This is a genomic window from Brevibacillus sp. FSL L8-0520 (assembly GCF_037963895.1).
GTDB lineage: Bacteria > Bacillota > Bacilli > Brevibacillales > Brevibacillaceae > Brevibacillus > Brevibacillus borstelensis.
Genome location: NZ_CP150171.1, coordinates 2,574,262 through 2,598,857 on the forward strand (window position 1 = coordinate 2,574,262; position 24,596 = coordinate 2,598,857).

The 24,596-nt window shown below is 50.9% G+C and carries 27 protein-coding genes; 18 read left to right on the plus strand and 9 right to left on the minus strand.

Going from position 1 to position 24,596, the window contains the following annotated elements:
• Positions 1 to 240: 240 nt before the first annotated feature.
• On the minus strand, positions 241 to 1,632 hold the full coding sequence (locus NSQ24_RS12845) for a HAMP domain-containing sensor histidine kinase (RefSeq protein WP_339167942.1): 1,392 nt from the start codon (positions 1,630 to 1,632) through the stop codon (positions 241 to 243).
• The gene (locus tag NSQ24_RS12850; RefSeq protein ID WP_339167944.1) at positions 1,629 to 2,345 is read right to left on the minus strand and encodes a response regulator transcription factor; all 717 of its coding nucleotides are present in this window, start codon (positions 2,343 to 2,345) and stop codon (positions 1,629 to 1,631) included. Before NSQ24_RS12850 ends, NSQ24_RS12845 begins: the two co-directional genes overlap by 4 nt.
• A gap of 175 nt (positions 2,346 to 2,520) precedes the next feature.
• Between NSQ24_RS12850 and NSQ24_RS12855 the strand changes: the two genes are divergently transcribed.
• The 12 genes from NSQ24_RS12855 (at position 2,521) to NSQ24_RS12910 (ending at position 13,154) form a co-directional block, all read left to right on the plus strand.
• Entirely contained in the window at positions 2,521 to 3,432 is a 912-nt protein-coding gene (locus tag NSQ24_RS12855; RefSeq protein WP_039071133.1) for an ABC transporter ATP-binding protein, read from the plus strand.
• Complete coding sequence (locus NSQ24_RS12860) at positions 3,432 to 4,181, plus strand: ABC transporter permease (protein WP_339167947.1); 750 nt, start codon at positions 3,432 to 3,434, stop codon at positions 4,179 to 4,181. Before NSQ24_RS12855 ends, NSQ24_RS12860 begins: the two co-directional genes overlap by 1 nt.
• Positions 4,182 to 4,195: 14 nt before the next feature.
• Positions 4,196 to 4,924: an ABC transporter permease gene (locus NSQ24_RS12865; RefSeq protein ID WP_024985056.1), complete on the plus strand. Its 729-nt coding sequence runs from the start codon at positions 4,196 to 4,198 to the stop codon at positions 4,922 to 4,924.
• Between the two features lie 119 nt (positions 4,925 to 5,043).
• Complete coding sequence (locus tag NSQ24_RS12870) at positions 5,044 to 5,670, plus strand: DsbA family oxidoreductase (protein ID WP_024985057.1); 627 nt, start codon at positions 5,044 to 5,046, stop codon at positions 5,668 to 5,670.
• Between the two features lie 226 nt (positions 5,671 to 5,896).
• Positions 5,897 to 6,493 (plus strand): VanW family protein, encoded by a 597-nt coding sequence (locus NSQ24_RS12875; protein WP_024985058.1) that lies wholly within the window; start codon positions 5,897 to 5,899, stop codon positions 6,491 to 6,493.
• A 191-nt stretch (positions 6,494 to 6,684) separates the two neighbouring features.
• The gene (locus NSQ24_RS12880) at positions 6,685 to 7,227 is read left to right on the plus strand and encodes a hypothetical protein (RefSeq protein ID WP_003386939.1); all 543 of its coding nucleotides are present in this window, start codon (positions 6,685 to 6,687) and stop codon (positions 7,225 to 7,227) included.
• Between the two features lie 58 nt (positions 7,228 to 7,285).
• Positions 7,286 to 7,912 carry a fumarylacetoacetate hydrolase family protein gene (locus tag NSQ24_RS12885; RefSeq protein WP_003386938.1) on the plus strand — a complete coding sequence of 209 codons (627 nt, stop codon included), beginning with the start codon at positions 7,286 to 7,288 and terminating at the stop codon, positions 7,910 to 7,912.
• Between the two features lie 260 nt (positions 7,913 to 8,172).
• Positions 8,173 to 9,087 carry a C40 family peptidase gene (locus NSQ24_RS12890; protein WP_003386936.1) on the plus strand — a complete coding sequence of 305 codons (915 nt, stop codon included), beginning with the start codon at positions 8,173 to 8,175 and terminating at the stop codon, positions 9,085 to 9,087.
• 195 nt (positions 9,088 to 9,282) lie between these two features.
• Positions 9,283 to 9,822, plus strand: a complete 540-nt coding sequence (locus NSQ24_RS12895; protein WP_003386935.1) for a TlpA disulfide reductase family protein — start codon at positions 9,283 to 9,285, stop codon at positions 9,820 to 9,822.
• Entirely contained in the window at positions 9,822 to 10,535 is a 714-nt protein-coding gene (locus NSQ24_RS12900) for a hypothetical protein (RefSeq protein WP_039071131.1), read from the plus strand. The genes NSQ24_RS12895 and NSQ24_RS12900 overlap by 1 nt, the downstream gene beginning before the upstream one ends.
• An 81-nt stretch (positions 10,536 to 10,616) precedes the next feature.
• Positions 10,617 to 12,203: an acyl--CoA ligase gene (locus tag NSQ24_RS12905; protein WP_339167950.1), complete on the plus strand. Its 1,587-nt coding sequence runs from the start codon at positions 10,617 to 10,619 to the stop codon at positions 12,201 to 12,203.
• Between the two features lie 162 nt (positions 12,204 to 12,365).
• Entirely contained in the window at positions 12,366 to 13,154 is a 789-nt protein-coding gene (locus NSQ24_RS12910; RefSeq protein WP_003386932.1) for a transglycosylase domain-containing protein, read from the plus strand.
• Positions 13,155 to 13,304: 150 nt separating this feature from the next.
• On the opposite strand, the gene xerS is transcribed toward NSQ24_RS12910, so the two are convergent.
• Positions 13,305 to 14,417 (minus strand): tyrosine recombinase XerS, encoded by a 1,113-nt coding sequence (gene xerS / locus NSQ24_RS12915; protein WP_003386931.1) that lies wholly within the window; start codon positions 14,415 to 14,417, stop codon positions 13,305 to 13,307.
• Positions 14,418 to 14,610: 193 nt separating this feature from the next.
• Here xerS and NSQ24_RS12920 point away from each other — a divergent pair, with 193 nt between their 5' ends.
• The gene (locus NSQ24_RS12920; RefSeq protein WP_255320301.1) at positions 14,611 to 14,742 is read left to right on the plus strand and encodes a hypothetical protein; all 132 of its coding nucleotides are present in this window, start codon (positions 14,611 to 14,613) and stop codon (positions 14,740 to 14,742) included.
• Positions 14,743 to 14,771: 29 nt separating this feature from the next.
• Here the strand turns inward: NSQ24_RS12920 and NSQ24_RS12925 are convergent, their stop codons facing one another.
• The 4 genes from NSQ24_RS12925 to NSQ24_RS12940 all read right to left on the minus strand — a co-directional run bounded on the left by NSQ24_RS12925 (position 14,772) and on the right by NSQ24_RS12940 (position 16,517).
• Positions 14,772 to 15,098, minus strand: coding sequence for a hypothetical protein (locus NSQ24_RS12925; RefSeq protein ID WP_003386930.1), 327 nt, complete (start codon positions 15,096 to 15,098; stop codon positions 14,772 to 14,774).
• A gap of 33 nt (positions 15,099 to 15,131) precedes the next feature.
• Positions 15,132 to 15,902, minus strand: coding sequence for an aminoglycoside adenylyltransferase domain-containing protein (locus NSQ24_RS12930; protein WP_051925611.1), 771 nt, complete (start codon positions 15,900 to 15,902; stop codon positions 15,132 to 15,134).
• A 112-nt stretch (positions 15,903 to 16,014) separates the two neighbouring features.
• Positions 16,015 to 16,314 carry a hypothetical protein gene (locus NSQ24_RS12935; RefSeq protein ID WP_051567398.1) on the minus strand — a complete coding sequence of 100 codons (300 nt, stop codon included), beginning with the start codon at positions 16,312 to 16,314 and terminating at the stop codon, positions 16,015 to 16,017.
• Positions 16,311 to 16,517 (minus strand): helix-turn-helix transcriptional regulator, encoded by a 207-nt coding sequence (locus tag NSQ24_RS12940; protein ID WP_024984333.1) that lies wholly within the window; start codon positions 16,515 to 16,517, stop codon positions 16,311 to 16,313. The genes NSQ24_RS12935 and NSQ24_RS12940 overlap by 4 nt, the downstream gene beginning before the upstream one ends.
• Positions 16,518 to 16,747: 230 nt before the next feature.
• On the opposite strand from NSQ24_RS12940, the gene NSQ24_RS12945 reads away from it, so the two are divergent.
• From NSQ24_RS12945 to NSQ24_RS12960, 4 genes are all read left to right on the plus strand, one after another.
• The gene (locus tag NSQ24_RS12945; RefSeq protein ID WP_339167954.1) at positions 16,748 to 18,094 is read left to right on the plus strand and encodes an ATP-binding protein; all 1,347 of its coding nucleotides are present in this window, start codon (positions 16,748 to 16,750) and stop codon (positions 18,092 to 18,094) included.
• 44 nt (positions 18,095 to 18,138) lie between these two features.
• Entirely contained in the window at positions 18,139 to 18,516 is a 378-nt protein-coding gene (locus NSQ24_RS12950; protein WP_339167957.1) for a (2Fe-2S) ferredoxin domain-containing protein, read from the plus strand.
• Positions 18,517 to 18,877: 361 nt separating this feature from the next.
• On the plus strand, positions 18,878 to 20,071 hold the full coding sequence (locus tag NSQ24_RS12955) for a glycine C-acetyltransferase (RefSeq protein WP_339167959.1): 1,194 nt from the start codon (positions 18,878 to 18,880) through the stop codon (positions 20,069 to 20,071).
• Positions 20,068 to 21,030: an L-threonine 3-dehydrogenase gene (locus tag NSQ24_RS12960; RefSeq protein WP_003386922.1), complete on the plus strand. Its 963-nt coding sequence runs from the start codon at positions 20,068 to 20,070 to the stop codon at positions 21,028 to 21,030. Before NSQ24_RS12955 ends, NSQ24_RS12960 begins: the two co-directional genes overlap by 4 nt.
• 75 nt (positions 21,031 to 21,105) lie before the next feature.
• On the opposite strand, the gene NSQ24_RS12965 is transcribed toward NSQ24_RS12960, so the two are convergent.
• Positions 21,106 to 22,698 carry an S-layer homology domain-containing protein gene (locus tag NSQ24_RS12965; protein WP_024984337.1) on the minus strand — a complete coding sequence of 531 codons (1,593 nt, stop codon included), beginning with the start codon at positions 22,696 to 22,698 and terminating at the stop codon, positions 21,106 to 21,108.
• Positions 22,699 to 22,946: 248 nt separating this feature from the next.
• On the opposite strand from NSQ24_RS12965, the gene NSQ24_RS12970 reads away from it, so the two are divergent.
• The gene (locus NSQ24_RS12970) at positions 22,947 to 23,936 is read left to right on the plus strand and encodes a YpdA family putative bacillithiol disulfide reductase (RefSeq protein WP_039071144.1); all 990 of its coding nucleotides are present in this window, start codon (positions 22,947 to 22,949) and stop codon (positions 23,934 to 23,936) included.
• A 51-nt stretch (positions 23,937 to 23,987) separates the two neighbouring features.
• Here the strand turns inward: NSQ24_RS12970 and NSQ24_RS12975 are convergent, their stop codons facing one another.
• Positions 23,988 to 24,326: a histidine triad nucleotide-binding protein gene (locus NSQ24_RS12975; protein WP_024984339.1), complete on the minus strand. Its 339-nt coding sequence runs from the start codon at positions 24,324 to 24,326 to the stop codon at positions 23,988 to 23,990.
• Positions 24,327 to 24,596 lie beyond the last annotated feature (270 nt).

Consider the following 24,596-nt stretch of genomic DNA (forward strand, 5'->3'; position numbering starts at 1 on the left):
CGATAGCCGTTTCGGTGGTAGAAGGAGCAGGAAGGAACTGTGAGGGACTTTGGCAATTTGAGTGCTTTTGTGTTGAGACTGGCCGTTTCCATGGGCTTGAAGCATGCCTATAAACCTGTTTTAAGACTGAAGCACACGATATAGCGCACTGGAATAACGGAAACAGAGCGGCTGCAGCAGGGTGAAAGCAGCCGCTCTGTTCTTTTGTTAGCGTGAAAGGACATGCACGGGGCAAAAAAATCAAGAGTCTGCCATGACCGGAAGCTCGATCTCGGCTAGCAGCCCTTTCCCCGTATCGCTCGTCAGGATCAGCCTTCCCTGATGGGCTTTGGCAATCCGCGCGACCATCGGGAGGCCGAGTCCGTGGCCGTTCTGTACAGGGCTCTTTCTCTTGGTCGAGTACGGCAGCTCCAGCAAATCGGCAAGCTCGCTTTGCGGTATTCCTTTTCCGTTATCCGTGACGGTGAAGCGGCACGTTTTTTTGTCGGGGGAACGCATGATTTGCAAAAGAATCTGGCAGCCCTCTCGATTGTGAAGCATGCTATTTTGCAGAAGGTTGGCAATCGCCCGCTGCAGCAGTCTTTCATCACCATTGACCTTGATGTTCTCATCCTCGACAGCCAGTTGCAGGGAGAATCTCTCACCGACATCATTGTTGTTGAGAAAGTCTGATACGGCCTGCCGGGCAAGCACCGGCAGCCTTACAGCCTTCCAGCTTACCGGCTGCATCTCGTACTCAAGCATGGAGACCAAATGGAGATCGCTGACAAGGGAACGAAGCTTTTCCCCCTGCCGCCGGATAATCGCGGCTTTTTTCCGTTGTTCATCCGGCAAGGTCTCGCTTTCCTCCAGTTGACTGGCATACCCAAGCACCATGGAAAGCGGTGTCCGGATGTCATGAGAGATACCGGCAATCCAGTTGAATCGCGCCTCATCTCTTGCTTTCAGCTTTGCGTTCTTTTCTTGCAGCAGCGCCGAAGTGTGATTGATGCTCTTTGCCAGGCTGCGCAGCAATCCCTTCGGCTCGACATGGGCAGGCTGCTCGTGGGCGAGACCGTGAATGCCGTCGATCAGCGGGGTTATGGATTTAATCAGGAGGGTGCCGATGACAAGCGACAGCAGCAGGGCGAGCGCAATGTTCCCGAAGATCATGCCGACCAGCCGGAGGGGAACGCTGCTGATCCAGTCAAGCGGAAAACTGAATTGGTATTTTGCCACGCTGTCCTTTGGATACCCGACAACGACAAGGCCATCGGGATGCTCCCAGATGAAAACGGGATAATCCATAACGTAATGCCGGGAGAGCTTTGCCACATCCGTTAGCGAATAGGCACGGGGCAATTCATCCGGCAGCTTAAAGCCCCATGCCACCTGTCCCTGCTTGTCGATGAGCATGGCCCAAGCATTGTGCTGCACAAGCAATTTTTCCGCCCTTTCAGCGAGCGCATAGCTGCCGCTGCTTCCATGAAGTCCCTCTGAAGCCCCGCGTACGACATCCTCAGGCGTTTTTCCAACGTTCATTCCATTAAAAAACCATGTCCCGAGCACTACGTAATTCAGGATGAGCAGAAACACCGAAATAAGGATGGTTGAGATTACGAAACGCCGCAAAATATGAATGGCCCCGTTCATGCCCGATCCTCGCTTGCCATCAGCTTGTAGCCCAGCCCTCTTACAGTCAGCAGGTGTTCAGGGGAGGAGGGATCCGACTCGATTTTTTCCCGGATGCGCCGGATGTGAACCATGAGGGTATTTTCGTATCCAAAGCTGTCGTCACCCCATACCGCGTTGCACAAAGCGTCGCTTGTGACGATGCGCCCGCAGTTTTCATACAGCTTTTTCAGCAGGGCATGCTCCTTGGCGGTCAACGGCTGTTCTCCGCTCGCGCTGCGTACCACGCCCCCTTCCAAATCGACAGTAAAGCTCCCCAGCGCAAAAACAGGCAGCCGCTCCTGCTTTGGCGGAGCGTACACGCGCCGCAATATGGCTCCCAGGCGCAGCATAAGCTCGCGAGGCAAAAACGGCTTGACAATGTAATCGTCGGCGCCGAGGCCAAGCCCGAGGATCCGGTCTTCATCCTTGTTTCTGGCCGAAAGAAAGAGCACAGGTATGTCTGAAATTCTGCGCAGGGAAGAAAACAGGGAAAAGCCGTCCCCATCCGGCAGCATGACATCCAAAATGGCAATGTCCGGCTTGTCCGACAGGCAGACCTCGATCGCCTCGCTGCAGCTTGCCGCATGGAATATCCGAAAAAAGCCTTCCTTTCGCAAAAAACTGTCGATCATCTCGCGTATTTCATGCTCATCATCCACGATGAGCACTTTCTTTTGCTTGATCTGGTCCATTCGTCATCACCTGTTTACAAATATACAGCAAAATTCCGGCGATTTCGCGATAACTCGAAGTGTTTCCCGTGATTTAAGGTCGCTGTAAGGTTGCCGTCAGTATCCAGAAAGATGCCGCTGTTATGCTCAAATTGCGATACTAAAATCAGCAGCAAACAGAGTGGAGTGAAAAAAGATGAAAGCAATCGTCTCAACGCATAATCTTTCCAAACGATATGGCGACGCTTATCGGGTGAACGAGGTGAATCTCGAGGTGCATGAAGGGGAGGTGTACGGCTTTTTGGGGCCCAACGGAGCAGGAAAGTCGACAACGCTCAAAATGCTCTTGGGGCTGGTCAAGCCATCAAGCGGAAAGGTTGTTGTATTTGGAGGGGAGTTTGACAAAAACCGGCTGTCCATTTTGCGCCAGACCGGTTCGCTCATCGAGTCTCCTTCGTACTACGGACATTTGACCGGTCTGGAGAACATGCGGATCATGCAGCGCCTGCACGATGTCCCGGACAAAAATGTATGCGAGGCACTCAAAATTGTGCGGCTGGAAAACCACAAGGACAAAAAGGCTGGACTGTATTCCCTTGGAATGAAGCAGAGGCTTGGCATTGCAATGGCTTTGATCGCTTTTCCGAAGCTCCTGATCCTTGACGAACCGACGAATGGACTTGACCCTGCGGGTATTGGTGAAATTCGCGAGCTGATCAAATCATTGCCGCAGCGCTACGGCATCACCGTATTGCTTTCCAGCCATTTGCTGTCAGAAATTGAGCAAATTGCTACTTCAGTCGGCATCATCAGCGATGGGAAACTGCTGTTTCAGGGCAGCATGGAAGCTTTGCAAAGCAAGAGCCAGCCTCGTATTGCGATAAAAACGGTGGATAACGAAACGGCGCATGTCCTGCTCTACAGGCAAGGCTTCCATTCAGTTATCGAGGATGATGCCTTGATAGTGAAAGAAATGAATGACGAGCAGACCGCTTTCGCAAACCGAATGCTTGTCCAGGCGGGCATCGATGTGATTCGGATTGAAGAGCGAAGGAAAAGCTTGGAGCGCATCTTTCTTGAGCTTACAGGAAAGGAGAAAAGCCTTTGATGAAAGCAGTTCTACTGGAGTTCTATAAGCTGCGCCGCAAGCGGGTATTTCTCATGATCGTACTGTTTCTGTTGGTAGAAATAAGCTGGGCCTTCCTGTCTGTCAGCATGGCCATGTCCCGGAATCCGGATAAAGCGGGATGGGAGGGGATAGTTGTCACGATTGCCTCCATGAATGGGCTGTTTCTTCCGATCCTTTCGGCAGTGGTTGTGTCTCGCATCTCCGATATGGAGCATACAGGAAACACGTGGAAGCTGCTAATGGCGGCATCGCTTCCACGCAGCAGGATTTATGCCGCAAAATATGCTTGTGCCTGCCTGCTGATGTTGTTGGCCATGATCCTGCTCAGCATAGCGATTGCAACATTTGGATTGGCAAACGGCTTTGCGCAGCCGCTGCCGCTTTCTTTGCTGCTCCGATTTATGTCAGGCACCATGCTGGCAAATATGGCAGTCATCGCCTTGCAGCAATGGATTTCATCTGCTGTCAAAAATCAAGCCTTTGGACTCGGTTTGGGGATGGTTGGCGGCTTTATCGGGATGACGGCCGATCTTTTTCCGGAAGCGGTCCGGCGCATCTTTGTCTGGTCTTATTATACGGGGCTGTCTTGTGTCACGTACAAATACGAGAACGGAACGATGGAGTTTGTCACCCGCAGCGTCGAGCCGGCTTTGCCTCTCGCTGTGGTTTTGATGGGAGGAGCCGTTTATCTCATCGGGAGTATCCATATGTCCCGCAAGGAAGAATAAGGGGGGGAACCATGTTGATAAAAAGTTTGGCTGCCGAATGGTTGAAAATGCGCAAGTCGTACATTTGGAGCATTCTGGCGGCACTGCCTGCTGTCAGCATCTTGATTGGCACCGCCAATTATTACGCAAACAAAAGCGTGCTCACCAATGGATGGTACAGCCTATGGACACAAGTAAGCCTGTTTTACGGGGAGTTTTTCCTTCCCGTTCTCATTGCCATCTGCTGTGCATATCTATGCCGTCTCGAGCATTTCAACAAAAACTGGTACCAGGTGATGACGGCCCCGGTTTCCCGGTCTGCGATTTTCATTTCGAAACTGGCTATCGCCGGGATAATGATGCTCATTGTCCAGGCATTTTTCCTGCTGCTGTATTTTTGCGCAGGGAAGGCGCTGGGATTGGCATCGCCATTTCCAATAGAAACCGTTGGCTGGATGAGCCGCGGCTTGTATGCATCCATCGCGATCAGTGCGGTACAGCTTGCTCTATCGATACGCATCCGCAGCTTCGCAGTCCCAATCGGCATCAGCATTTGTGCAGCGTTTATCGGTCTGGGGATGTATGTGATGAAACTCGGCATGTTTTACCCGTATTCTCTCTTGACGATCGGGATGGGCGCATTGAGCCAAGAAAGTTTGACAATCGCGGAGAACGGTCTCTTTTTGGCGATGAACAGCTTGTTCATTGTCATTGTCTCGGCTATTGCGATCAGGTATCTTTCAAAAAGAGATGTTGTCGCATGATATTTGTCGCATGATATATAGAAGAAAGACAAAAAATGCTTACAAAAGATTATTAACTTACATTCTCTGAAGCTCTGCGCTACAATAAGGGTACCGTACATATGGAAGGAGCTTTCAAAATGATCATCGAAATTTTCCAGGACACGGTTTGTCCGTGGTGCCGGATCGGTAAAAAGAATGTATTTGACGCTATCAAACAGTGGGAAGGAGAACCGATCACCATCCGCTACCGGGCTTATCAGCTCAACCCGGACACGCCCAAGGAAGGCGTTCCCTTCTGGGAGTACATGGGGGCGATGAAAGGCGGAATCGAAGGGGCTAAACAAATGGTGCAGCATGCCGCCAATGCGGGTGAAGCAGCAGGGATCCCTTTTCAGTTTGATCAGGTTTCCGTTTGGCCCAATACGCTTGCTTCCCATCAGTTGATCAAGCTGGCTCCTCCAGAATTGCAGACCGAAATGGTAGACGCTATATACCGGGCTTATTTCGAAAATGGGCAGGATATCGGTCAATTGGATACGCTCGTAAATATAGCGGGTCTTCTCGGCATGGACGAGATCGAAACGCGCCTGCTCATCGAAAAGGGCGAGAAACTGGATGAAATACGCGAAGACCTCGAGTATGCGAAGCAACTGCAAATTACCGGTGTGCCCTTTTTCGTGGTTGATGGGAAATTGGCTCTATCTGGAGCGCATCCGGTCGAGAACTTTCTCAAAGCCTTCCGCCAGGTGTCGGAAACCCCATAGCATAGCGATTGCCGCCCGTTGTGAGGGCGGTTTTTTCATGCCTCCCCATGAATCCGCTCTCCAAGATTTACAGATTGAGTCTTGACAATAACCTTGCTAAAGTGGTAGAGGAACCGGTGAATCGTTGACCAAAGCCGGCTTTCTCAATTTATCGAAGAAAAGCGGGGGAGAGTTAGTGAAGAATCGATCTCGTTCCTGTCTATTCGCTCTACTGGCAGGGCTTGTGATGACTGTAATCCATGTTCCGGCGGCAAGCGCAGCGGGCACTCCTGATCCATCTGCACCGGGTCAATCGGTAACGAGTGGAGCAACTGCCGCCGTGCCCGGTTTTGACCGCGAGAAGCTGATCGAACGTCTTGGAGTAGATGAGGAAGATGTCGTGGGACTGTACTACACCTCTATGGCTGGCAGCTCTGAGAGTCGCATTCATAACATCAAAAAAGCGATGAGAAAAATCAACGGGGAAAAGATAAAGCCCGGAGAAGAGTTTTCCTATAATAAGGAAGTAGGCAACTCCAACCTGGCCGAAGATGGCTGGAAGGAAGCGCATGTCATCCAAAACGGCCAGTTGACCGAAGGATACGGCGGAGGAATCTGTCAAGTCTCCTCGACGCTGTTCAATGCAGTGATGGAAGCGCAGCTGTCGATTGTAGAACGGCACTCTCACAGCAAGACCGTCGGCTATGTACCCGTCGGACAGGATGCTACCGTCGCATATGGACTTCTTGACTTCAGATTTTCCAATCCATACGACTACACCTTGAAGATCAAGGCCAAGACTTACGATGATACAGAGGTGGTAATTGCCATCTTAAAGAAGTAAAACGGTACCAGCATAAACACATAACTGACAGGGATGGCTATGGCGTGTAGACAGATGATAGGTCTGTTACACGTCTTTTTTTTTGCCTTTCAAGCAGAAGTGGAATTCCACCCTCTATGATAAAAGAAAGGCGGCTTGCTCGTTTTGGACTCCTTCCGAGCGAACATACTGTTTGGTAAGGAGGGATTTGCATGTACGTTGTCGTTCGAGAGGAAACAGAGGGAGTTCTTGTGCACGTAATGGGAGAAAAGCTTGCTCTTGGAAAAGATGGCGCCTTTCTTTTGCCCGGGCGCCTGATCCATGCACTGAAACCGGAAGACCTGCCGGAGGGGGTCTCCTTTTCTCTCGAAGATACGCTTCCATGCGGGGCAGGGTTTTATCAGGAAGATCATGTAGTGTTTCGCCGGGAAGAAAAGTCACTTGCGTTTCAAGTCGATGTCACCTCCAGCTATGATCCCGAAACGTGGGACGGATTGTTTCCGCTTGGAGACACCCTGCGTGCGCGATATCACGTGCTGAAAACCATTCGGGATATCGATATAAGTGCAGTCTGCCTGGATGAGAAGGCCTTTCTTCTTTCTTACCGTCTGCACTGGCAGGCACTGGAGGAGGAAGATCTGGACAGCATGCTGTTGGCCGTTTGCGTAGCGATCGGGACGCTGGAGAACAGAGGCAACGAGCGCTTATGGTACGGCGGAAGAGATGAAAACGGCGGCAATGATTTCTGTCCGTGAAAAACAAACAGTGATATAGTAAAAGAGGGAAAATTGGGCAAGAGGGAGAGAAGAAGTTATGCAAACGATCCGGAATATTTACTGTGTAGGACGCAACTACAAGCTTCATGCGGCAGAGCTGGGAAACGAGGTCCCAACGGCCCCGATGCTTTTCGGCAAGCCGACTCATGCCCTGGTTGAGGCGAATGGACAAGAGATCGAGCTTCCGGGGAATCGCGGTGAACTGCATTACGAAGCCGAGCTCGTGATCCATATTGCCAGACCTTTTGCCGAAGGGGCGAAGCTGGAGGACATCGTCGACAAAATGGCATTGGGCATCGATTTTACACTGCGCGATGTTCAGAGCGAGCTGAAGAAAAAGGGATATCCCTGGATGCTGGCAAAAGGCTTTCCGAATTCTGCTGTCGTCACTGCTTTTCGGCCGTTCCCAGGTTTGCAAGCGTGCCTGGAAACGGATTTCACACTCGTCAAGAACGGCGAACAGGCACAGCGGGGGAATATCGGCGATGTCATCTTCGATTTGATGACCATTATCCGCTATACAAATGAACACTTCGGCTTGGACCAGGGAGATATTATTTATACAGGCACTCCTGCCGGTGTCGCAGCTACGAAAAACGGCGATCATTTTAGCTTCCTGTGGGGATCGGAAAACTGGGGAGAATTTACTGCAAGACTCGTCTAACTCCGCATAATGAAAGCCATCTTCTGACACTATCAGGCAGAAGATGGCTTTTTTGCGCTTGGCCTCGCGTATTTTTTGCTATCTAGGCCCAGGGAACTAAAAGGCATTCATGGCAATGTTTGAGACTCTTTTTTCGTGTAGGGCCAAGTTACCAAAAAACGCATTGGTAAATTTTACGGTCTTATCCTCCCGTTTCCTCCTGCGGTAACCTGTGCTTGTACCCGATTGAGGGATCACAACATGACAAGGAGGAAAAGAGAGTGACGAAAAGAGATTGGGTGATGAAATCGACTATCGCCGTCATGCTGAGTACGTCCCTGTTAATGGGTGGTCAAGTTGGACAAGCGGCCGCTTATTCGCAAGATTCCGGGAAGTCTGAACAAATCGTGAGCTTGACCAAATCGCTGCTGGGCAAAGATTACAAATTTGGTGCCGAAGGGCCGAACAGCTTCGGTTCAGCGGGATTGGCCACGTATGTATACGGCAAAGCAGGAATCAAAATTGATGATACGATCTCTGAATTGTATCGCGGCGGGACCAAAGTAAGCCGGACAAGCGTTAAAGCCGGGGATCTCGTATTCTTCTCCTCCAATGGGAAAGGCAATCCTTCCTTCATGGGGATTTATGTGGGGAACGATCAATTTATCTACTCTTCGCAGAGCCAAGATGAAGTAGTGGTGAAAAAATACTCCGCATATGAAAAGAAATTCTTGGGCGCCAGACGGTATGTAAAAGAAGAGTCTGCTTCAAAGCCAAGTACGCCCGACAATGGCTCGGAAGCTACCGCTATTGCCAACCAGGTAATTAAAAACGGTGAGAAATACATGGGTACACCGTACAAATTCGGCTCTAGCAAAAACACGACCAAAACGTTTGACTGCTCGTCGTTTACCCAACGTGTGTTTAAAGAAGCGGGAATTACGCTGCCACGCGATTCTCGCCAGCAATCCACAGTAGGGAAAAGCGTATCTTTGAAAAACGTGAAAAAAGGCGATCTGATTTTCATGAAAGCATCCGTCAACACATCGTCTGACCGGATCACGCATGTCGCCATTTATGCAGGGAACGGAAAAATTTTGCATACGTACGGTAAGCCTGGGGTTACATACTCGAAGTTCGATGGTACGAACTGGGAACGCCGTGTGGTAAAAGTAAAGCGCGTCATTCCTGAATAAAAAATCCGCGTATCCGCAAAGATACAGGCTCTCATGCTTTATGCGTGGGAGTCTTTTTTTCTTCGCTTTTGCAGACTTTCTCTCCATGTTGTTTCTATATTAACTAGGACGAAAGCGGAGTGCTTTTGTTACAATAGATAGGTTGACAAATGATGGAAGGTTTTTGTTTGCAAGAACAGGAGGTGTGTATTAGCGATGAAGATTCGTTACATGCTGGTTCTGGCGATTGTCGCTTTGTCTACTTATTTAGCAGTAGGGACAGGCAGTCAAAAGGAGAACGTAAACGAGATGATAGCCAAACCGGAGGTCCGGTATCTGGCCCCGGATTTTCAAGGGATGTCCTTGCATGGAGAAGAGATGTCGCTTGCAGAGCAGAGGGGCAAACCTGTTTTTCTGAATTTCTGGGCCAGCTGGTGCCCGCCTTGCCAAGCAGAGATGCCCGATTTGACTTCCTTGCATAAAACGTATGGGGATCAAGTTTCCTTTATAGGGATCAACACGACCTACAATGATTCGGAGGAGGCGGCACGGGATTTTGTTAAGCTATACCAGGTAGACTATCCCATCGTCACAGATCCCAAGGGAGAAATCAGCAAAGAGTACCAGATCATCGCCATGCCTACGAGTTTTGTCCTAGATGCGGACGGCAGGATTGTGTACAAAAAAATGGGTCCGGTGACGATCGAAGAATTTGAACGGGTTGTACAACCCCTGCTGAAGAAAGGAAATCCGTAATGCTGGAACCGGGGGCAATGCTGTCAATCGGTCCGTTGCACTTCTCAGCCAGCGTCCTGTCTGTCGTCCTAGCACTCCTTCTCTATGGATTTTGGATCAAACGAGTCGAAGAGAAGCTGGAAGGGGTTCAGTCGTTTTTGCAGGCAGGCAGCAACGCATTATTGGCTGGGCTTCTTTTGTACAAGCTGTGGCCAGTGTTGGAAGCCGGAAAAGCGGTGTGGCTGCAGCCCTCCCGATGGCTGCTGTACAGTGGCGGAGCGTACGGTCTGGAAGCTGCCGCAGTCGGCGGGTTGCTGGTTTTCGCTCTGCAAGCCTTTCGAGGAAAATGGCCATTAGAGAGAACGATCGAATGGACACTCAGTGCTTTTGCCTTTCTGGCTGCGGTGTATTCGATTGTTGTCAAGCAGTACGGGGTGGAGACCGAAGGCTGGGGATGGGTACTGAATGGAAGCTACTACCTCCCTGTTAATGCCCTGCATGCAGGAGTGATGGTGCTCCTGATTGCCATGCTAACCTTTTCGCGTTCGCGAGCGCATTTTGTCCGCAGAGAACGGATCGGTCTGCTGCTGATGGGCATAGGGTTGTGGGCTATCCTATACGTTGCGCTCACCCCAAGCGAAAGCATACAGACAGGCTGGCGGTCATATCGTGAGGAAATGGGGCTTGCGTCTGTTTATGCAGGCGCCTGGATCCTGCTCAGACGCAGGAGCTAGGAATCCAAAATTTCTGAAAAAGGAAAAATTGAAAATTTGGAGAATCTTCCTATTATACCTGATGAAAATGGGGGAATGTACATGCAGCTACAGATGCCGGAGCGCTACAATTTTGCCGCACAGGTAGACCAATGGGCCGATCATGATCCCGAAAGACGGGCTGTCTGGGAATTAAGTGACGATGGGACAGAAAGAATTCTCACGTACCAAGAACTGCGCCGCTATTCCAATCGCGTTGCCAATGGTCTTCAATCATTGGGGATTGAAGCAGGAGATAAAGTGCTCGTGCTGGTTCCGAGAGGGATCGAAGCTTATGCCATTTACTTGGGTCTGATGAAGCTGGGAGCAGTCGTCATGCCAGGATCAGAGATGCTTCGCAGCAAAGATATTGAGTACCGTGCGATTCATGCCGAAGCAAAGGCGATTATCAGTTTCGATGCCGTCCTGTCCGAAGTAGACATGATCCGTCAAAACTGTCCGTCGCTTTCGCGCTTTGTCACAATTGGTCAGAGCTGCGAGGGCTGGATCGCCTTGCAGGAGCTGTTGGCTGAACAATCTGACGAATTTTCCTGTGCGGATACTCGTTCGGATGATCTGGCCTTTCTCTCTTACACATCCGGTACGACCGGCGGACCGAAGGGAGTCATGCATGTTCACGGTTGGCCTTTTGCACATCTGGCTGTAGCAGCCAAGCTTTGGCTGGACGTACGGGAAGGCGATCTCGTCTGGGCAACAGCGGGACCTGGTTGGGCAAAGTGGGTGTGGAGCCCCTTTGTGGCAACACTGGGAATGGGAGCGACAGCGTTCGTTTACAAGGGACGTTTTGATCCCGAGGTGTATCTGGCCCACCTCCAAGCGTACCCGATCACGGTACTGTGTGCGACCCCGACGGAGTACCGCCTGATGGCCAAAGTATCGGGCCTGGAGAACTACTCCCTGCAAGCGCTTCGCAGTGCGTGTTCCGCTGGCGAGCCGCTGAACCGGGAAGTGATCGATACGTTCCGCCGTGTGTTCGGCCTCACCGTGCGAGATGGATACGGACAGACGGAAAATACGCTTTTGGTCGGAACATTCGTAGGCATGGAGCCAAAGCCGGGTTCGATGGGCAGACCATCTCCTGTCGTCCGTGTCGCAATTATCGACGAAGAGGGCAACGAGCTGCCGCAGGGCGAGGTAGGCGACATCGCGATTGACCGTGAGATGATTGCGCTGTTCCGCGGCTACCTGAACGATCCGGAGCGTACGGCCAGGGCCTTCCGCGGCAACTGGTATGTTACCGGCGACCAAGGGCGGATGGATGAAGAGGGATACATCTGGTTTGAGGGACGTGCAGACGATATTATCATTTCCGGCGGCTACACGATCGGTCCATTTGAGGTGGAGGATGCGCTGGTCAAGCACGCGGCAGTCGCGGAATGTGCGGCCGTAGCCAGCCCTGATCCTGAGCGCGGACAAGTGGTCAAAGCCTTTGTCGTCCTGAAAAAAGGAATCGAGCCTTCCGATGACTTGGTGAAAGAGCTTCAGGATCATGTGAAAAAAATGACCGCTCCCTACAAATACCCGCGAAAAATAGAATTTGTCACCGACCTGCCGAAGACAACCTCAGGAAAGATCCGACGGGTGGAGCTGCGGCTTAAGGAAAGACAAAAAGAGCAACACCGCTCATAAATTCGATCAAACCCGGCTGCATGAAGCCGGGGCTTTTTTTGTTTAGTGACACCGTCCGTTGAAACATTACGGAAATGTAAGGAATGTGTAAGTGGATTCGATGGGAAGAACCCCTCTTCATTCGTATGATAAGGATAGATACGATAGAAGGGGTGATTCCAGATGAACCATGTTACCCTCACGACCAACGAGATCAATCCGCTTCCACGCGTTGAAACTAAGCGAATTCGCCCAGTGGGCAATTGGAAAAAATGGATAGCGGTTCTGTCGCTATGCATTATTTGCTTGACTTACCTGGTCCCGTCCCTCATGACGACTGCAGGCAGCGCCTGGATCGATGACAGCCGATTGCAAGCTTTGAAAGACAGCTCGTCCGGGTACATTCCGATAGAAGAAATGCCGGAACATCTGTGGAAGGCATTCGTCGCCATCGAGGATCATCGGTTTATGCAGCACGGCGGGGTAGACCCGGCTGCATTGGCCCGGGCTGTATGGATTGATCTCCAGGAGGGGGCCTATGTCCAAGGCGGGAGCACTATTACCATGCAACTGGCCCGCAACCTGTTTTTGACCCAGGATAAAACGATGTGGCGCAAAATGAAAGAGATGGCGATCGCGATGGAGCTGGAGCGCCGTTACACAAAGCAAGAGATTTTGGAGATGTATTTGAATGTCATCTACTTTGGACACGGCCAGTACGGAATCGGAAATGCGGCACAGTTTTACTTTGGGAAAGGAAATTCGCAAGCGATCGATACGTTGACGGTCGGCGAATCCGCCATACTCGCATCGCTGCCGAAAGCGCCCGAGGCTTACTCGCCTGTCAAGCACAGCGAAAAGGCGATGGCAAGACAGCATCTGGTGCTGGAGAGAATGACAGAGTTGAAGATTCTGTCACAGCAGGAAAAGGAAAAAGCCCTCGCGGAAAAGATTCAGGTGAGGCAGCCTTAAAAAAGCCAGAGTACTCTAAAAGACGTCAAAAGGCGAGTCTGTCGGCTTGCGACATTCTAATTGATAAGAATCACATGCAGCCGATCGGTTTTTTAAAGAGCCGATCGGCTTTTTTGCAAACTGGTCCGATCCTTCATTATTGACTGGTCATTACGTCGTTCGATTGACTGCTTTGCTCAGAGCGTCCTCCAGCACATGGGCGTACTGCATGGTCGTCTCGATCTTGGAATGACCCAGTTGAGCTTGAAGCTGGTGGGCGTCAGGATTGAGCCGCAAAAATTGGGTCGCAAAGCTGTGGCGCAGCTTATGGACAGACAGATCGGGAATGCCAAATGCCTGCGCATATTTTTTCACCAGCTTCTGCACAGTACGGACCTCAATCCGATGTCCATGGGGCTTGGCAGGAGAGACAGCCAAAAAAAGGGCTTGTTCCTTCTCGTCCGGTTTATAGGTATGGCGTACTGCCAGATACCGCTGCAAATACGCTTTTCCCCAGTCACTGAAGAAAGGGGCATCCTCTTTTTTTCCTTTTCGCACCATCTTTAATTGGTTTTTCTCCAGTACGACGTCAGACAAATCCAGATTGACGATTTCTGAGACGCGGAAGCCGCCGGAGAGTATCAATGCGATCAAGGCCGTATCCCGATCACGGTTTTGGCGGTAGTACTGCAGTTTTTTTGTGGTGTCGCAGTGGGCTTGGTACCCGTTCTGGACGAAATCGACAAACTGGTGAATCTCATCGTCAATCAGGATTTTTGCACGGATGGCATGGGCGCGCGCAAGCGGTGTCGCTTCGACAAAGTCCAATTCGATTTTGGCCATGACATTGCGGGAAAGGTAAGACTCTCCATTCTCGTCCTCCGCGAGTGCGGACAGATACGTAAACAGGGACTTGAGACTCGAGATTTTACGGTGGATGGTCCGGTCGCTGTATTCACGCTTGGCGCTGCGCGTCGGCTTCTGCAAAAGGCCAGCCCGCTCAAACAAATGCGATTCCTGCAGATAGAGCATATAGCTTTCCACAGTTTCCTTCTTTAAATCGTTCAAGGTCTCCAAGGGGATGTCTTTCATTTCTTTGGCAGTCGTCAAGCCTTCAGCCATCAACCAGCGAAAGAAAAAGGAAAAATCCCGCAGGTATCCAACCAAGGTGGACGGAGAACTTTTCTTGCTCTTTTTATGCTCGACGAATTTTTCCACGTACCAGGGGAACTCGGGAATCAGCTGCAGCAATTGTATGGAATCTCGTTTTTTTATGACAGACATCAAACCATCCTCCCTTTATGTCGCAATGAATAAAACAGGATCGTTCCCGAACATACATTCTATCAAAAAAGCAGGTTGATGGGAATTTTTGTTCCTATTTCGAGCAGGAGCATAAAGAAATGACGAATAGATGCTGCTGTGAGATAGTAACGGAATCAAGAAGTTGGTTGATTGTAAAAAAAGAGAGGAGTAGATGAACGACGAGCGGAAGCGGCTGATGGAAGAAGAGCAAAACGATTTGCGGATGCCGAGACAGATGGCAGGGAGGAAAGAGACCGGGCGAGGCGCGTACGGGTTTCCGAAATTGTATCTGAAGGAGGGATGACGGAAGGAGTGGCGAGGACTTGAGCGCGGTTAAAAAGCGACTCGTGAACCCTTGAATTTAAGGACGGCAGAGAGAAGATAAACGGCACAGGTGAGCGCAAACCACTCCACATTGGATGCGACCCAGAGGTAAACGCTTAACGGCAGGGACCAAACAAAAGCAATCAGGATCAGCGGCGCCGGCACAAATGATGTGATCAAGGCAAAACAAGCGGGCAGCAAAATCAATAGAAAGAGCAAGAAATCAAGGCCTCTGAAGGCATCGCCAAAGATGAACTGGCAAGAAATTGCCAAAGCTGTCGCTGACCCGGCTATTCCGGTCAAAAGCCCGCCGGCAGACCACCAGTTGTTCAACATGTGAATCTACTCCTTCGGAAATAGGAATCCGCTTTACGCTTTGATTGATGTCAACATATGGCGATTATTGCAATGTTGAATGATAAAACGGATAAAAGCTTGCGTTTCTTTCGCTCGACGCCAACGGGAGACAAGGCCGATTTTCCTCTTTTCCCCTTGTCTGATCTGGAGTGCATCCGTCAGTATGGAATGCCAATGGGCAGGCAGAGTGTGAAGGGCGTATTGGGTTGCCTGCACTTTTGAACCGATTTCTTTGCACTCCAATGTATACAAAATCCTGCTGAGCGTACATACCGCATCCGCCAGCAATTCATCGACAAGATAAAGGGCTGCGTACTCTGCGCGTTTGTTCCAGTAAACGTTCAAATTAATGTTCATCGCATCCACGACGTTATCCCAGCCGATGGACAGTTCAAGCTCGGCAGGTTCAGGGCCGTAAACGGGGATGCCATGATGCTTGACGGTCCACCAGGTTACAGCGTTTATATCCCAATAGCCCTGCCGGACTTTTCCGTCGGCGACGTAAATATATGAAGGGATTTGCTGGTTGGTTTTGCCCAGATGCTCTGCCGACAAGTACATGCCGTCCATCCTTTTCGCCAGCGGATTGGTTCTTTGCAGTCTTTTATGGATATTTTGTATGCTTGTGAGATCCTCACGCGTCGGTTCATTTTGAAAAACCGTCAGAAAATCAATATCGCTTTTTCCGGAAGCAAAGGCTCCCAAGGCAATGGAGCCATAGACATATATTCCGGACAGGTGATCTGAAAATGCAGACTGGGCCTGCTCTTTATAGCTTTCCATTAGCAGTTGGACCTCATCTGGAACACTCACCGACTGCATGTGCAGATCACCGCCTTGCTGCTTATTGTTTTAAACGTACCATAATTTGCCTTTTGTTCACAAGACTTCTACATCAAAGCTTGTGCTGATAATAAAAGACGAAGCATCCCCAGCTTCCGATATGGACCATGATCAGCATTGCCAGAATGAAGGTGATCGAGCTAACGGCGTTCAGCAGGACCAGCACAAAGAAGAGGTAAATCGCAGCCAGGGTGACGAACCAGGAAGCAGCTCTCGCCTTCGTTCGGATCAAGTGGTGGCGCTCATCCAGTGCCCGTTTTTTCTTTGCGAAGTGGTTCCCCAAATACAAGCTCAACAGCCCCAATAGCATCCCGCCAAACAGCCCTGCATACGTACAGATTGTTTCAGTCATATGTTTTCATCTCTCTCAAAAATGAATAAATCTTCAATGGCGCATTCAAACGCTTGCGCCAGCTTGTGTCCGAGGACCAGAGAGGCATTGTACTTGCCGTTTTCCAAAGAAATAATGGTTTGTCTTGAGACACCAACGATTTCCGACAAGTATTCCTGCGACCAGCCTTTGGCCAACCGTCTTTCCCGTATCCGGTTTTTCATGGTTCACATCCTTTCTGTAAAGCAAGCTTTACGTAAGGTGTACTTTACATATTTTCTTTGTGTCAAGTTCGCTTTACATGGTGGATAGAAGAGAGGAGGAATAATTGGATTTTCAGGATGCGCGCACTCAAATGTGCTCTTTCATGTGAAAGCATGGGCGTTCTCTGTTAAAATAAGTCATTGGAGCTTTCAAACAGGGTGATTATCTCTTGCGCAGCGGAGGAATCGGGATGAAACGCATCTGGATGAAGCTCGCTCTAGCCTTCATGGCCGTAGGGGCGAGCGGTATTCTCATCTCTGCCTTGCTCTCGATCAAAGAAATGGATATTCATTTTTCCATGTATGTGAACGAAGCAAGACAACTGGAACGTCAGGACGTTCTGGAGGTGGCCCGCAGGGCATATGAGGCCGAAAATCGTTGGGGAGAGCGTGCGTTTTCCCAGATGGATGCGATTGCCAAAGTGCTCGGCCTGCGAATCGTGCTACAGGACCAGAATCAGAGTCGGATTGGACAATTCGGCGATGAGTCTGCGGTGCGTGGCTCTGGATACACCAAGCTGCCGGTTGCTGTCGATGGCCAAACGGTCGGTTACTTGACCATCAGTCATCATGAAAAAGCTCCGTCTCATTCTGTTGAGACACATTTTCAAAGGGCCCATACGAACGCGTTGTTGTGGACGATGCTGATCCTGATTGTCGTCGTTATCGTGGTCAGCATTGGTATTGCCAAAAACATGGTAAAGCCGATCGTACGGATTAGTGATGCCTCGATAGCTGTATCGAGAGGAGACCGGTCAGTGCGCGTACCGGGCACGTCCGGCAAGGATGAGCTAGCCGGGTTGGTCGACAGATTCAATCATCTGATTGAGAGCCTTGAACATCAAGAGCAGCTGCGCAAGCGTTTGACGTCAGATATTTCTCACGAATTGCGGACGCCCCTTAACACTTTGCTCGCACAGACAGAGGGAATGATTGACGGGGTATGGGAAGCGTCGCCGGAGCATCTGGAGGCGACGCGAGCAGAGGTGCTGCGTTTAATCCGGTTGGTCAGCGATCTGGATGAAGTCATTCAGGCAGAATCAGGAACGCTCAAAATCAATCAGGACATGGTGGACATAAGCAAGATTGCAGAGCTGACTGCGGACGCCATGAGTGCCGCCCTGGCGCAAAAAAACATCGTGCTCAAAAAGCAGCTAGAAGGTGAAGCGATTGTGCTTGGGGACCGCCATCGGCTTGCCCAAGTGTTCACCAATCTGCTATCCAATGCCTGGAAGCATACAGCCCCTCATGGAGAGATCCGGTTGACTGTAAAAAAGGAACGGGATCGAATCGTTGCGGTTGTATCGGACAATGGAAGCGGCATCGCTGCCGAAGACCTTCCCCATATCTTTGACCGTTTTTACCGGGGGGATCGCTCCCGAAACCGGGAACGCGGCGGGGCGGGTCTTGGACTCACGATTGCCAAAGGGCTGGTGGAAGCCCATGATGGCCAGATCAGTATCCGGAGTGCAGAAGGAATCGGAACGTCCGTCACGATGCTTTTCCCGGCAGCCGGGCAACGGAATTCGGTGGATTGAGGCGACGAGCAGCAGAGAGAAAAAGGGAAGAAGGAGAAGATAAAATGGCTACTTGGAACTTATCGAGTACCCGGAAGCACGTACTCTTGTGCAATGGGGGAAGCTGCACCCGGGCAGGTGCAGAAGAAGTAACGAAGGCATTCCGCTCAGCGATCAAGGAAGCGGGACTGGATGATCTGGTACATACGACAAAAACGTACTGCAATGGGCGATGTGAAGATTCATGCGTTCTGATCGTATATCCGGAAGGAACGTGGTACCGGAATGTAACCCCGCAGCTTGCCGAAGAAATTGTTCAAAAGCATATGGCCAATGGCCAGCCGCTTGAGGCAAGCATCTCGCACCAATGGAGCCCTGACGGATTTGAACGGTCAGCCGATGCTCCCGTGGGACGATTCAAATCGGAAAAGAATGCAGAGTAGGACCGAGTACAGGCCACAGCATAAGATGCTGCGGCTTTTTTGTTTTTGCAAAGAATGAGAACAAAAAGGCTAGGCTATAGATACCTGTAGAACCACAGGAAAAGGGCTAAATGACCTGAAAAAAGGGGAGTGTAAAGAAAAAGCCGAGACAAGGGCGAAGAGAATGTGACCGCTTACAATATGTCTATGTCATATGGACGTTTTTGAAATAAAATGATAATATGAGTAAAGAAACGCTATTATACAAAGGTTTGTGCTATATTTTACTGTACATACCACGGAGACATCTGTTTTCGTCGCATGTATTCTTTTTCAACAAATGCTGGTTTTCCGGAAAATATCCTGGCAGGGAGGCATGTATATGTCAAGCAAGATTTTGGACGCTTTCTTGGAAGAAAATCTGGCGGATCTGAAAAGCAAAGGATTGTATAGCGTCATTGATCCTCTGCAAAGTGCAAATGGTCCGGTAATCACCATCTCAGGCAAAGAGCTGATCAATCTTTCCTCGAACAACTATTTGGGTTTGGCCACTGATCAGCGCCTGATCGATGCTGCCGTCAAAGCGGCGCAAAAGTACGGCGTAGGGGCAGGGGCCGTTCGGACGATTAACGGTACGCTGGAGCTGCACGTTCAACTGGAAGAGAAGCTGGCCGCTTTCAAGCATACCGAAGCGGCGATTGCCTACCAGTCGGGCTTCAATTGCAACATGGCGGCAATTTCCGCTGTAATGGACAAGGACGATGCCATTCTCTCTGACGAGCTGAATCACGCATCCATCATCGACGGCTGCCGCCTTTCCCGAGCGCAGATCATTCGGGTGAAACACTCCGACATTGACGACCTGCGGGCAAAAGCCAAGGAAGCTGTCGAGTCCGGCAAGTATAAAAAAGTGATGGTCATTACCGATGGGGTATTCTCCATGGATGGGGATATTGCCAAGCTTCCGGAAATCGTTGAAGTGGCTGAGGAATTTGACTTGATCACGTATGTGGACGATGCACATGGCTCTGGCGTGCTCGGCAAAGGGGCAGGTACTGTCAAGCACTTTGGCTTGTCCGATAAAATCGATTTCCAAATCGGAACGCTTTCCAAAGCGATCGGTGTCATCGGTGGATACGTGGCAGGCAAACAGAAGCTGATCGACTGGCTCAAGGTACGCAGCAGACCGTTCCTGTTTTCCACTGCTCTCACGCCAGCTGATGTGGCTGCCAGCATAACGGCGATCGATATTTTGCAGAGCAGCACCGAATTGCACGATCGCCTCTGGGAAAACGGCAACTATCTGAAAAAGGGTCTAAAGGAGCTGGGCTTCGACATCGGGCATAGCGAGACCCCGATTACTCCATGCGTGATTGGCGATGAGCAAAAAACGCAGGAATTCAGCAAGCGCTTGTACGAAGCGGGCGTGTATGCGAAAGCGATCGTATTCCCGACCGTTCCGCGCGGCACCGGCCGCGTACGCAATATGCCGACAGCAGCCCATACCAAAGAGATGCTGGACCGGGCATTGGACATCTATGAAAAAGTGGGCAAAGAAATGGGGATTCTGCAATGAAAAAGATTCTGATCACCGGAGCTTTGGGACAAATCGGTTCCGAGCTGACTGCCAGACTTCGCGACGAATACGGTGCGAATAACGTCATTGCCACTGACATCAAAATGCCGCAAGACAGTGACGTACTGCAGGCTGGGCCGTTTGAAAAGCTGGACGTAACGGATGCAAAAGCCATGTTCGATATCGCAAAAAAGCATCAGGTCGACACCATTATGCACCTGGCCGCTCTGCTCTCCGCGACCGCTGAGGCCAAACCGTTGTTGGCCTGGAATTTGAACATGGGCGGTCTGGTCAACGCTTTGGAAGTGGCACGCGAGCTTGGCTGCCAATTCTTTACCCCCAGTTCGATCGGAGCCTTTGGACCGAGCACGCCGAAGGATCAGACACCGCAGGACACGATTCAGCGGCCGACCACGATGTACGGGGTCAATAAAGTGTCCGGCGAGCTTTTATGTGACTACTACTTCCACAAGTTCGGCGTAGATACGAGGGGGGTACGTTTTCCTGGCCTGATTTCCTATGTGACACCTCCAGGCGGGGGAACGACGGATTATGCGGTGGAGATTTATTACAAAGCAATCACCGACGGTACCTATACTTCCTATATCGCAAAAGGGACGTACATGGACATGATGTACATGCCGGACGCTTTAAAGGCGATTATCACCCTGATGGAGGCCGATCCGAGCAAATTGAAGCATCGGAATGCGTTCAATGTCACGGCGATGAGCATTGAGCCGGAAGACGTCGCCCGTTCGATTCAAAAGCTGATTCCTTCGTTTACGCTGAAATACGAGGTAGACCCTGTGCGTCAGGCGATTGCCGACAGTTGGCCGAACTCGATCGACGCCAGCGCCGCACGGGAAGAGTGGGGATTTACGGCAGAGTACGATCTGGAAAAAATGACAAAGGATATGCTAGCCCAGTTAAAAGGGCGGCTGCTTCAAAAAATCGGTTGAGATCAAAGAAAAACAAGCCTGATGCGCCAGGCTTGTTTTTCTTTGAGCAAAGCTTGATTGCAAGCTGCAGCTTCACTACTTTCTGTTTTTCAGCTTTTGCATGGTGATGACATTGGAGATGACGTTCCATACATCGGGCAGTTTTTCTCCCACGTACCAGTAGGCAAATCCGGCGATAGGCCGTTCCATGCTCGCCTGCATTTTCAGTCCAAGCGATCGGCTCTCTTCCAGCCAGATCGAATGAGCAGTCCCGTTTTTCCAGTACGTCGCCTTGTACTGCGAGGTTGCCGGATTCCAGTTGATAGCAGGTTTGTTTTGCGAGATGAGCCGGTAGGACTCCAGGATCAGCAAATCGGTTGATTGCCAAGCGCCATTCACTTTAGACCAGTCGCGAGTGTAGAGCGGCAGACCGACGATGTACTTGTCGGCCGGGATCTGCGTCAAAAGGTTGTTTGAGCTTTTGACGAGCCAGGGCAGCGATGAGACGGAACCGGCAGAAGGGCCTCCGCTCCAATGCTCTTCATAGCCCATTAAAACGATATAATCAGCATACCGTGCCAGATTGGCGTAATCGTACGGTGCACTCCAATCCGTCTGTGTATCAGGCGGAACATCGACGGAGACCGTTCGGCCTTTCGCATGCATGGCCTGCGCCAGCTCTTTGACAAAAGCTGTAAAGGCTTCGCGGTCACCGGGCTTGATATTTTCAAAGTCGATATTGATTCCATCAATCTGGTACTTGTCGCTCAGTTGAGCCAGCTTATTGACGACGGCTGCGCGGTTTGCCGGTACAGAGAGCGCGTTGTGGGTTGCGTTGGCATCGAAGCGGTTGCCAAACATCGCCCATACTTTTCTGCCATTCTGGTGAGCCCACCTGACAAGAGTGGCATCGGTGTGATCGGCGATCGAGCTGTCGGCTTGCAAGTAAAACCAGCGGGGAGACAGCGTATTGACCGGAGTGTCTTTGACCAGATCAATGAACTCCTGCACGGTAGACCGGTACTGCCAGCCTAGGATGACGGGAGTCTTGCCTTTCGCTTGCTGATCGATTTTCTTCTTCACCCTGCTGAGAAGTACCGCCGTCTCTTCACGGGATAGCGGAGCGTTTGGACGGAAATATCCCTGGTAGCCAACCAGGAGCTTTTGGCGGATTGCCTCTGCCACATACGGTCTTGCCCAGTAGGCGACGCTGTAGGCATCACTGAGAGGCAGGGAGGCTGGCTGGGACGGTTGCATTCCCATCGCTCGAATGAGCAGTGCCGCTGCCTCCTGACGGGAAATGGTGCGATTAGGCGAGAAGGCGGTTGGCGTCGTGCCGTTTACGATACCGAGGGAGACCGCGGCCTGGACGGCGCCATAAGCCCAGGAGCTCTTTGGCACATCGGAATAGGCAGGAAACTGGCTTGATACCGTCTTGAGCTTCCACGTGCGGGTCAGCATGGCGACGAACTCTGCGCGGGTTACGGCCTTTTTCGGCCGGTAGTAACCATCGGCATCGCCCAGGACGATACCGGCTTGATAAAGCGAGCGGATCTCTTCTTTTGCATAGCTTGCCGAAATATCCTTGAGCGCAGCAGCGGTCGATGCAGAGACACCTACAGAGACGGACAACAGTGACGTTGCCCACAATACGAAGCTAAGCATGATATGTACGTTACGTTTTCGCATGGCTCTACTCTTTCGTCTGTAATTTTTCTATGTCTCTTCTAGTGTAAAGAATAGAAAAACCTCTTTCATTCATCATTTTCTGGAAATAGAAAACAGGTATGGCTATGGAAGGGAGTGTCAATCGCCGCTTGCGGGTATGATATGATGGAAACAGATAAACTTCTGGCCGCGCTTGCGTGTGAACGTGCACGGAAAGCTGGCTCCAAGAAAAATAGAGACGGGAAGACATGGGAGGATGGATGGGAACCATGGAGCAGGTACTGATTATTGGAGCGGGACCGTGCGGGCTTGCCGCCGCTGTCGAATTGAAAAGACAGGGAATCGACCCGCTGGTCATCGAGAAAGGAACGTTGGTCAACTCAATTTATCGCTATCCGACCTACATGATTTTTCACAGTACGCCAGAGCTTCTCGAGATCGGAGACATTCCGTTTTCGACGCCGAACGAAAAGCCGACACGGCTGGAAGCTCTTCAATACTACCGTTTGGTGGCAGCCCGCAATCAGCTGCGGATCAACAGCTATGAGACGGTCGTTCATGTAGAGAAGGTGAACGGCGGTTTTTCTGTGCAGTCTGTAGACCGTTTTCAGACAAAGCACACATATACATGCCGGTACCTGGTGATTGCGACGGGATACTTTGACAATCCGAACAGGCTTGATGTGCCTGGCGAAAACCTTGATAAAGTGAGCTCCTTTTTTACGGAAGCGCATCCGTATGCGGGGATGAAGGTGGCGATCATCGGCGGCAACAACTCCGCGGTCGATGCTGCCATGGAACTTGAGCGCGCCGGTGCCGAAGTGACGGTCATTTGCCGCAAGCCGCAGCTTTCCGATCGGGTAAAAGCATGGACGAGGCCTGTTTTTGAAAGCTTGGCCGCAAAAGGACGCATACAGGTGCTCTATTCCACTACTGTAAAAGAAATTACCGAGCGCAATCTGGTGGTCGTGACAGAGGGGAGAGAAGTCACTCTCGAAAATGACTTCGTCTTTTCCTTGATCGGCTTTCGACCTGACCGCAGCGTCCTGCGTTCACTCGGAGCAGCGACGAATCCGCAGACAGGCGAGCCCGTCCACAATCCGGACACGATGGAGACCAATGTACCCGGTTTGTACATCGCTGGTGTGATTGCCTCCGGCGAGCATGCAAACGCGATTTTTATTGAAAACGGCAGGCACCACGGAAAGCTGATCGCCGAGCATATCGCTTCGCTTGAAAAAAGCAAGGAGCAAGGGTAAAAAAAGAAAAGACAACGCCGCGTCTGAATCGTGACGCTGGCGTTGTCTTTTTTACATCTTCCACTCGAGCTGACGGCCGCCGATCAAGTGGTAGTGGATGTGAAATACGGTTTGCTGACCGTGCTGGCCCGTGTTGGTGATGACACGGAATCCGGATTCTTGTACACCCATTTCTGCCGCTACCTTTTGCAAAGACAGGTGCAGATGGCCGATCAATTCCTTGTCCTCCGGTTGAATGTCCAGGAGAGAAGTGATGTGCTTTTTGGGGATGACAAGTACGTGTACAGGGGCGACGGGGTTGATGTCATGGAAAGCCACCACGTGTTCGTCCTCGTAAACTTTTTTGGCAGGGAGCTCTCCTTTAACGATCTTACAGAAAATGCAATCCATCTGGCGTATCCTTCCTTTCCATAGCTTCTCTTTAGCACTATTCGTCGCTTCCTTCCATTTTCCTGTTCTGCCGCTGATCCGTTTTGCCGCATTACAAGCACCAGTCAGCAAAAAACGGCGGCTCAGCCAGTTCCATGAAAGGGTTTTCTGTTGCAAAATCCACCTGTTTGATTATAATGGGAAAGGGAAGTGCATCGATGCTGCGGGAATGGATTATTCCTGGCACATTCTGGCTTCCGCGACCCAAATGGTTGGATTGATAACTGGTAT

Excerpts from the sequence above, each read along its gene's own strand:
- NSQ24_RS12845 (WP_339167942.1), bottom strand. The coding sequence starts at position 1,632 with ATGAACGGGGCCATTCATATTTTGCGGCGTTTCGTAATCTCAACCATC.
- NSQ24_RS12850 (WP_339167944.1), bottom strand. The coding sequence starts at position 2,345 with ATGGACCAGATCAAGCAAAAGAAAGTGCTCATCGTGGATGATGAGCAT.
- NSQ24_RS12855 (WP_039071133.1), top strand. The coding sequence starts at position 2,521 with ATGAAAGCAATCGTCTCAACGCATAATCTTTCCAAACGATATGGCGAC.
- NSQ24_RS12860 (WP_339167947.1), top strand. The coding sequence starts at position 3,432 with ATGAAAGCAGTTCTACTGGAGTTCTATAAGCTGCGCCGCAAGCGGGTA.
- NSQ24_RS12870 (WP_024985057.1), top strand. The coding sequence starts at position 5,044 with ATGATCATCGAAATTTTCCAGGACACGGTTTGTCCGTGGTGCCGGATC.
- NSQ24_RS12875 (WP_024985058.1), top strand. The coding sequence starts at position 5,897 with ATGACTGTAATCCATGTTCCGGCGGCAAGCGCAGCGGGCACTCCTGAT.
- NSQ24_RS12880 (WP_003386939.1), top strand. The coding sequence starts at position 6,685 with ATGTACGTTGTCGTTCGAGAGGAAACAGAGGGAGTTCTTGTGCACGTA.
- NSQ24_RS12885 (WP_003386938.1), top strand. The coding sequence starts at position 7,286 with ATGCAAACGATCCGGAATATTTACTGTGTAGGACGCAACTACAAGCTT.
- NSQ24_RS12895 (WP_003386935.1), top strand. The coding sequence starts at position 9,283 with ATGAAGATTCGTTACATGCTGGTTCTGGCGATTGTCGCTTTGTCTACT.
- NSQ24_RS12900 (WP_039071131.1), top strand. The coding sequence starts at position 9,822 with ATGCTGGAACCGGGGGCAATGCTGTCAATCGGTCCGTTGCACTTCTCA.
- NSQ24_RS12905 (WP_339167950.1), top strand. The coding sequence starts at position 10,617 with ATGCAGCTACAGATGCCGGAGCGCTACAATTTTGCCGCACAGGTAGAC.
- NSQ24_RS12910 (WP_003386932.1), top strand. The coding sequence starts at position 12,366 with ATGAACCATGTTACCCTCACGACCAACGAGATCAATCCGCTTCCACGC.
- xerS (WP_003386931.1), bottom strand. The coding sequence starts at position 14,417 with ATGTCTGTCATAAAAAAACGAGATTCCATACAATTGCTGCAGCTGATT.
- NSQ24_RS12920 (WP_255320301.1), top strand. The coding sequence starts at position 14,611 with ATGAACGACGAGCGGAAGCGGCTGATGGAAGAAGAGCAAAACGATTTG.
- NSQ24_RS12925 (WP_003386930.1), bottom strand. The coding sequence starts at position 15,098 with ATGTTGAACAACTGGTGGTCTGCCGGCGGGCTTTTGACCGGAATAGCC.
- NSQ24_RS12930 (WP_051925611.1), bottom strand. The coding sequence starts at position 15,902 with ATGGAAAGCTATAAAGAGCAGGCCCAGTCTGCATTTTCAGATCACCTG.
- NSQ24_RS12935 (WP_051567398.1), bottom strand. The coding sequence starts at position 16,314 with ATGACTGAAACAATCTGTACGTATGCAGGGCTGTTTGGCGGGATGCTA.
- NSQ24_RS12940 (WP_024984333.1), bottom strand. The coding sequence starts at position 16,517 with ATGAAAAACCGGATACGGGAAAGACGGTTGGCCAAAGGCTGGTCGCAG.
- NSQ24_RS12945 (WP_339167954.1), top strand. The coding sequence starts at position 16,748 with ATGAAACGCATCTGGATGAAGCTCGCTCTAGCCTTCATGGCCGTAGGG.
- NSQ24_RS12950 (WP_339167957.1), top strand. The coding sequence starts at position 18,139 with ATGGCTACTTGGAACTTATCGAGTACCCGGAAGCACGTACTCTTGTGC.
- NSQ24_RS12955 (WP_339167959.1), top strand. The coding sequence starts at position 18,878 with ATGTCAAGCAAGATTTTGGACGCTTTCTTGGAAGAAAATCTGGCGGAT.
- NSQ24_RS12960 (WP_003386922.1), top strand. The coding sequence starts at position 20,068 with ATGAAAAAGATTCTGATCACCGGAGCTTTGGGACAAATCGGTTCCGAG.
- NSQ24_RS12965 (WP_024984337.1), bottom strand. The coding sequence starts at position 22,698 with ATGCGAAAACGTAACGTACATATCATGCTTAGCTTCGTATTGTGGGCA.
- NSQ24_RS12970 (WP_039071144.1), top strand. The coding sequence starts at position 22,947 with ATGGAGCAGGTACTGATTATTGGAGCGGGACCGTGCGGGCTTGCCGCC.
- NSQ24_RS12975 (WP_024984339.1), bottom strand. The coding sequence starts at position 24,326 with ATGGATTGCATTTTCTGTAAGATCGTTAAAGGAGAGCTCCCTGCCAAA.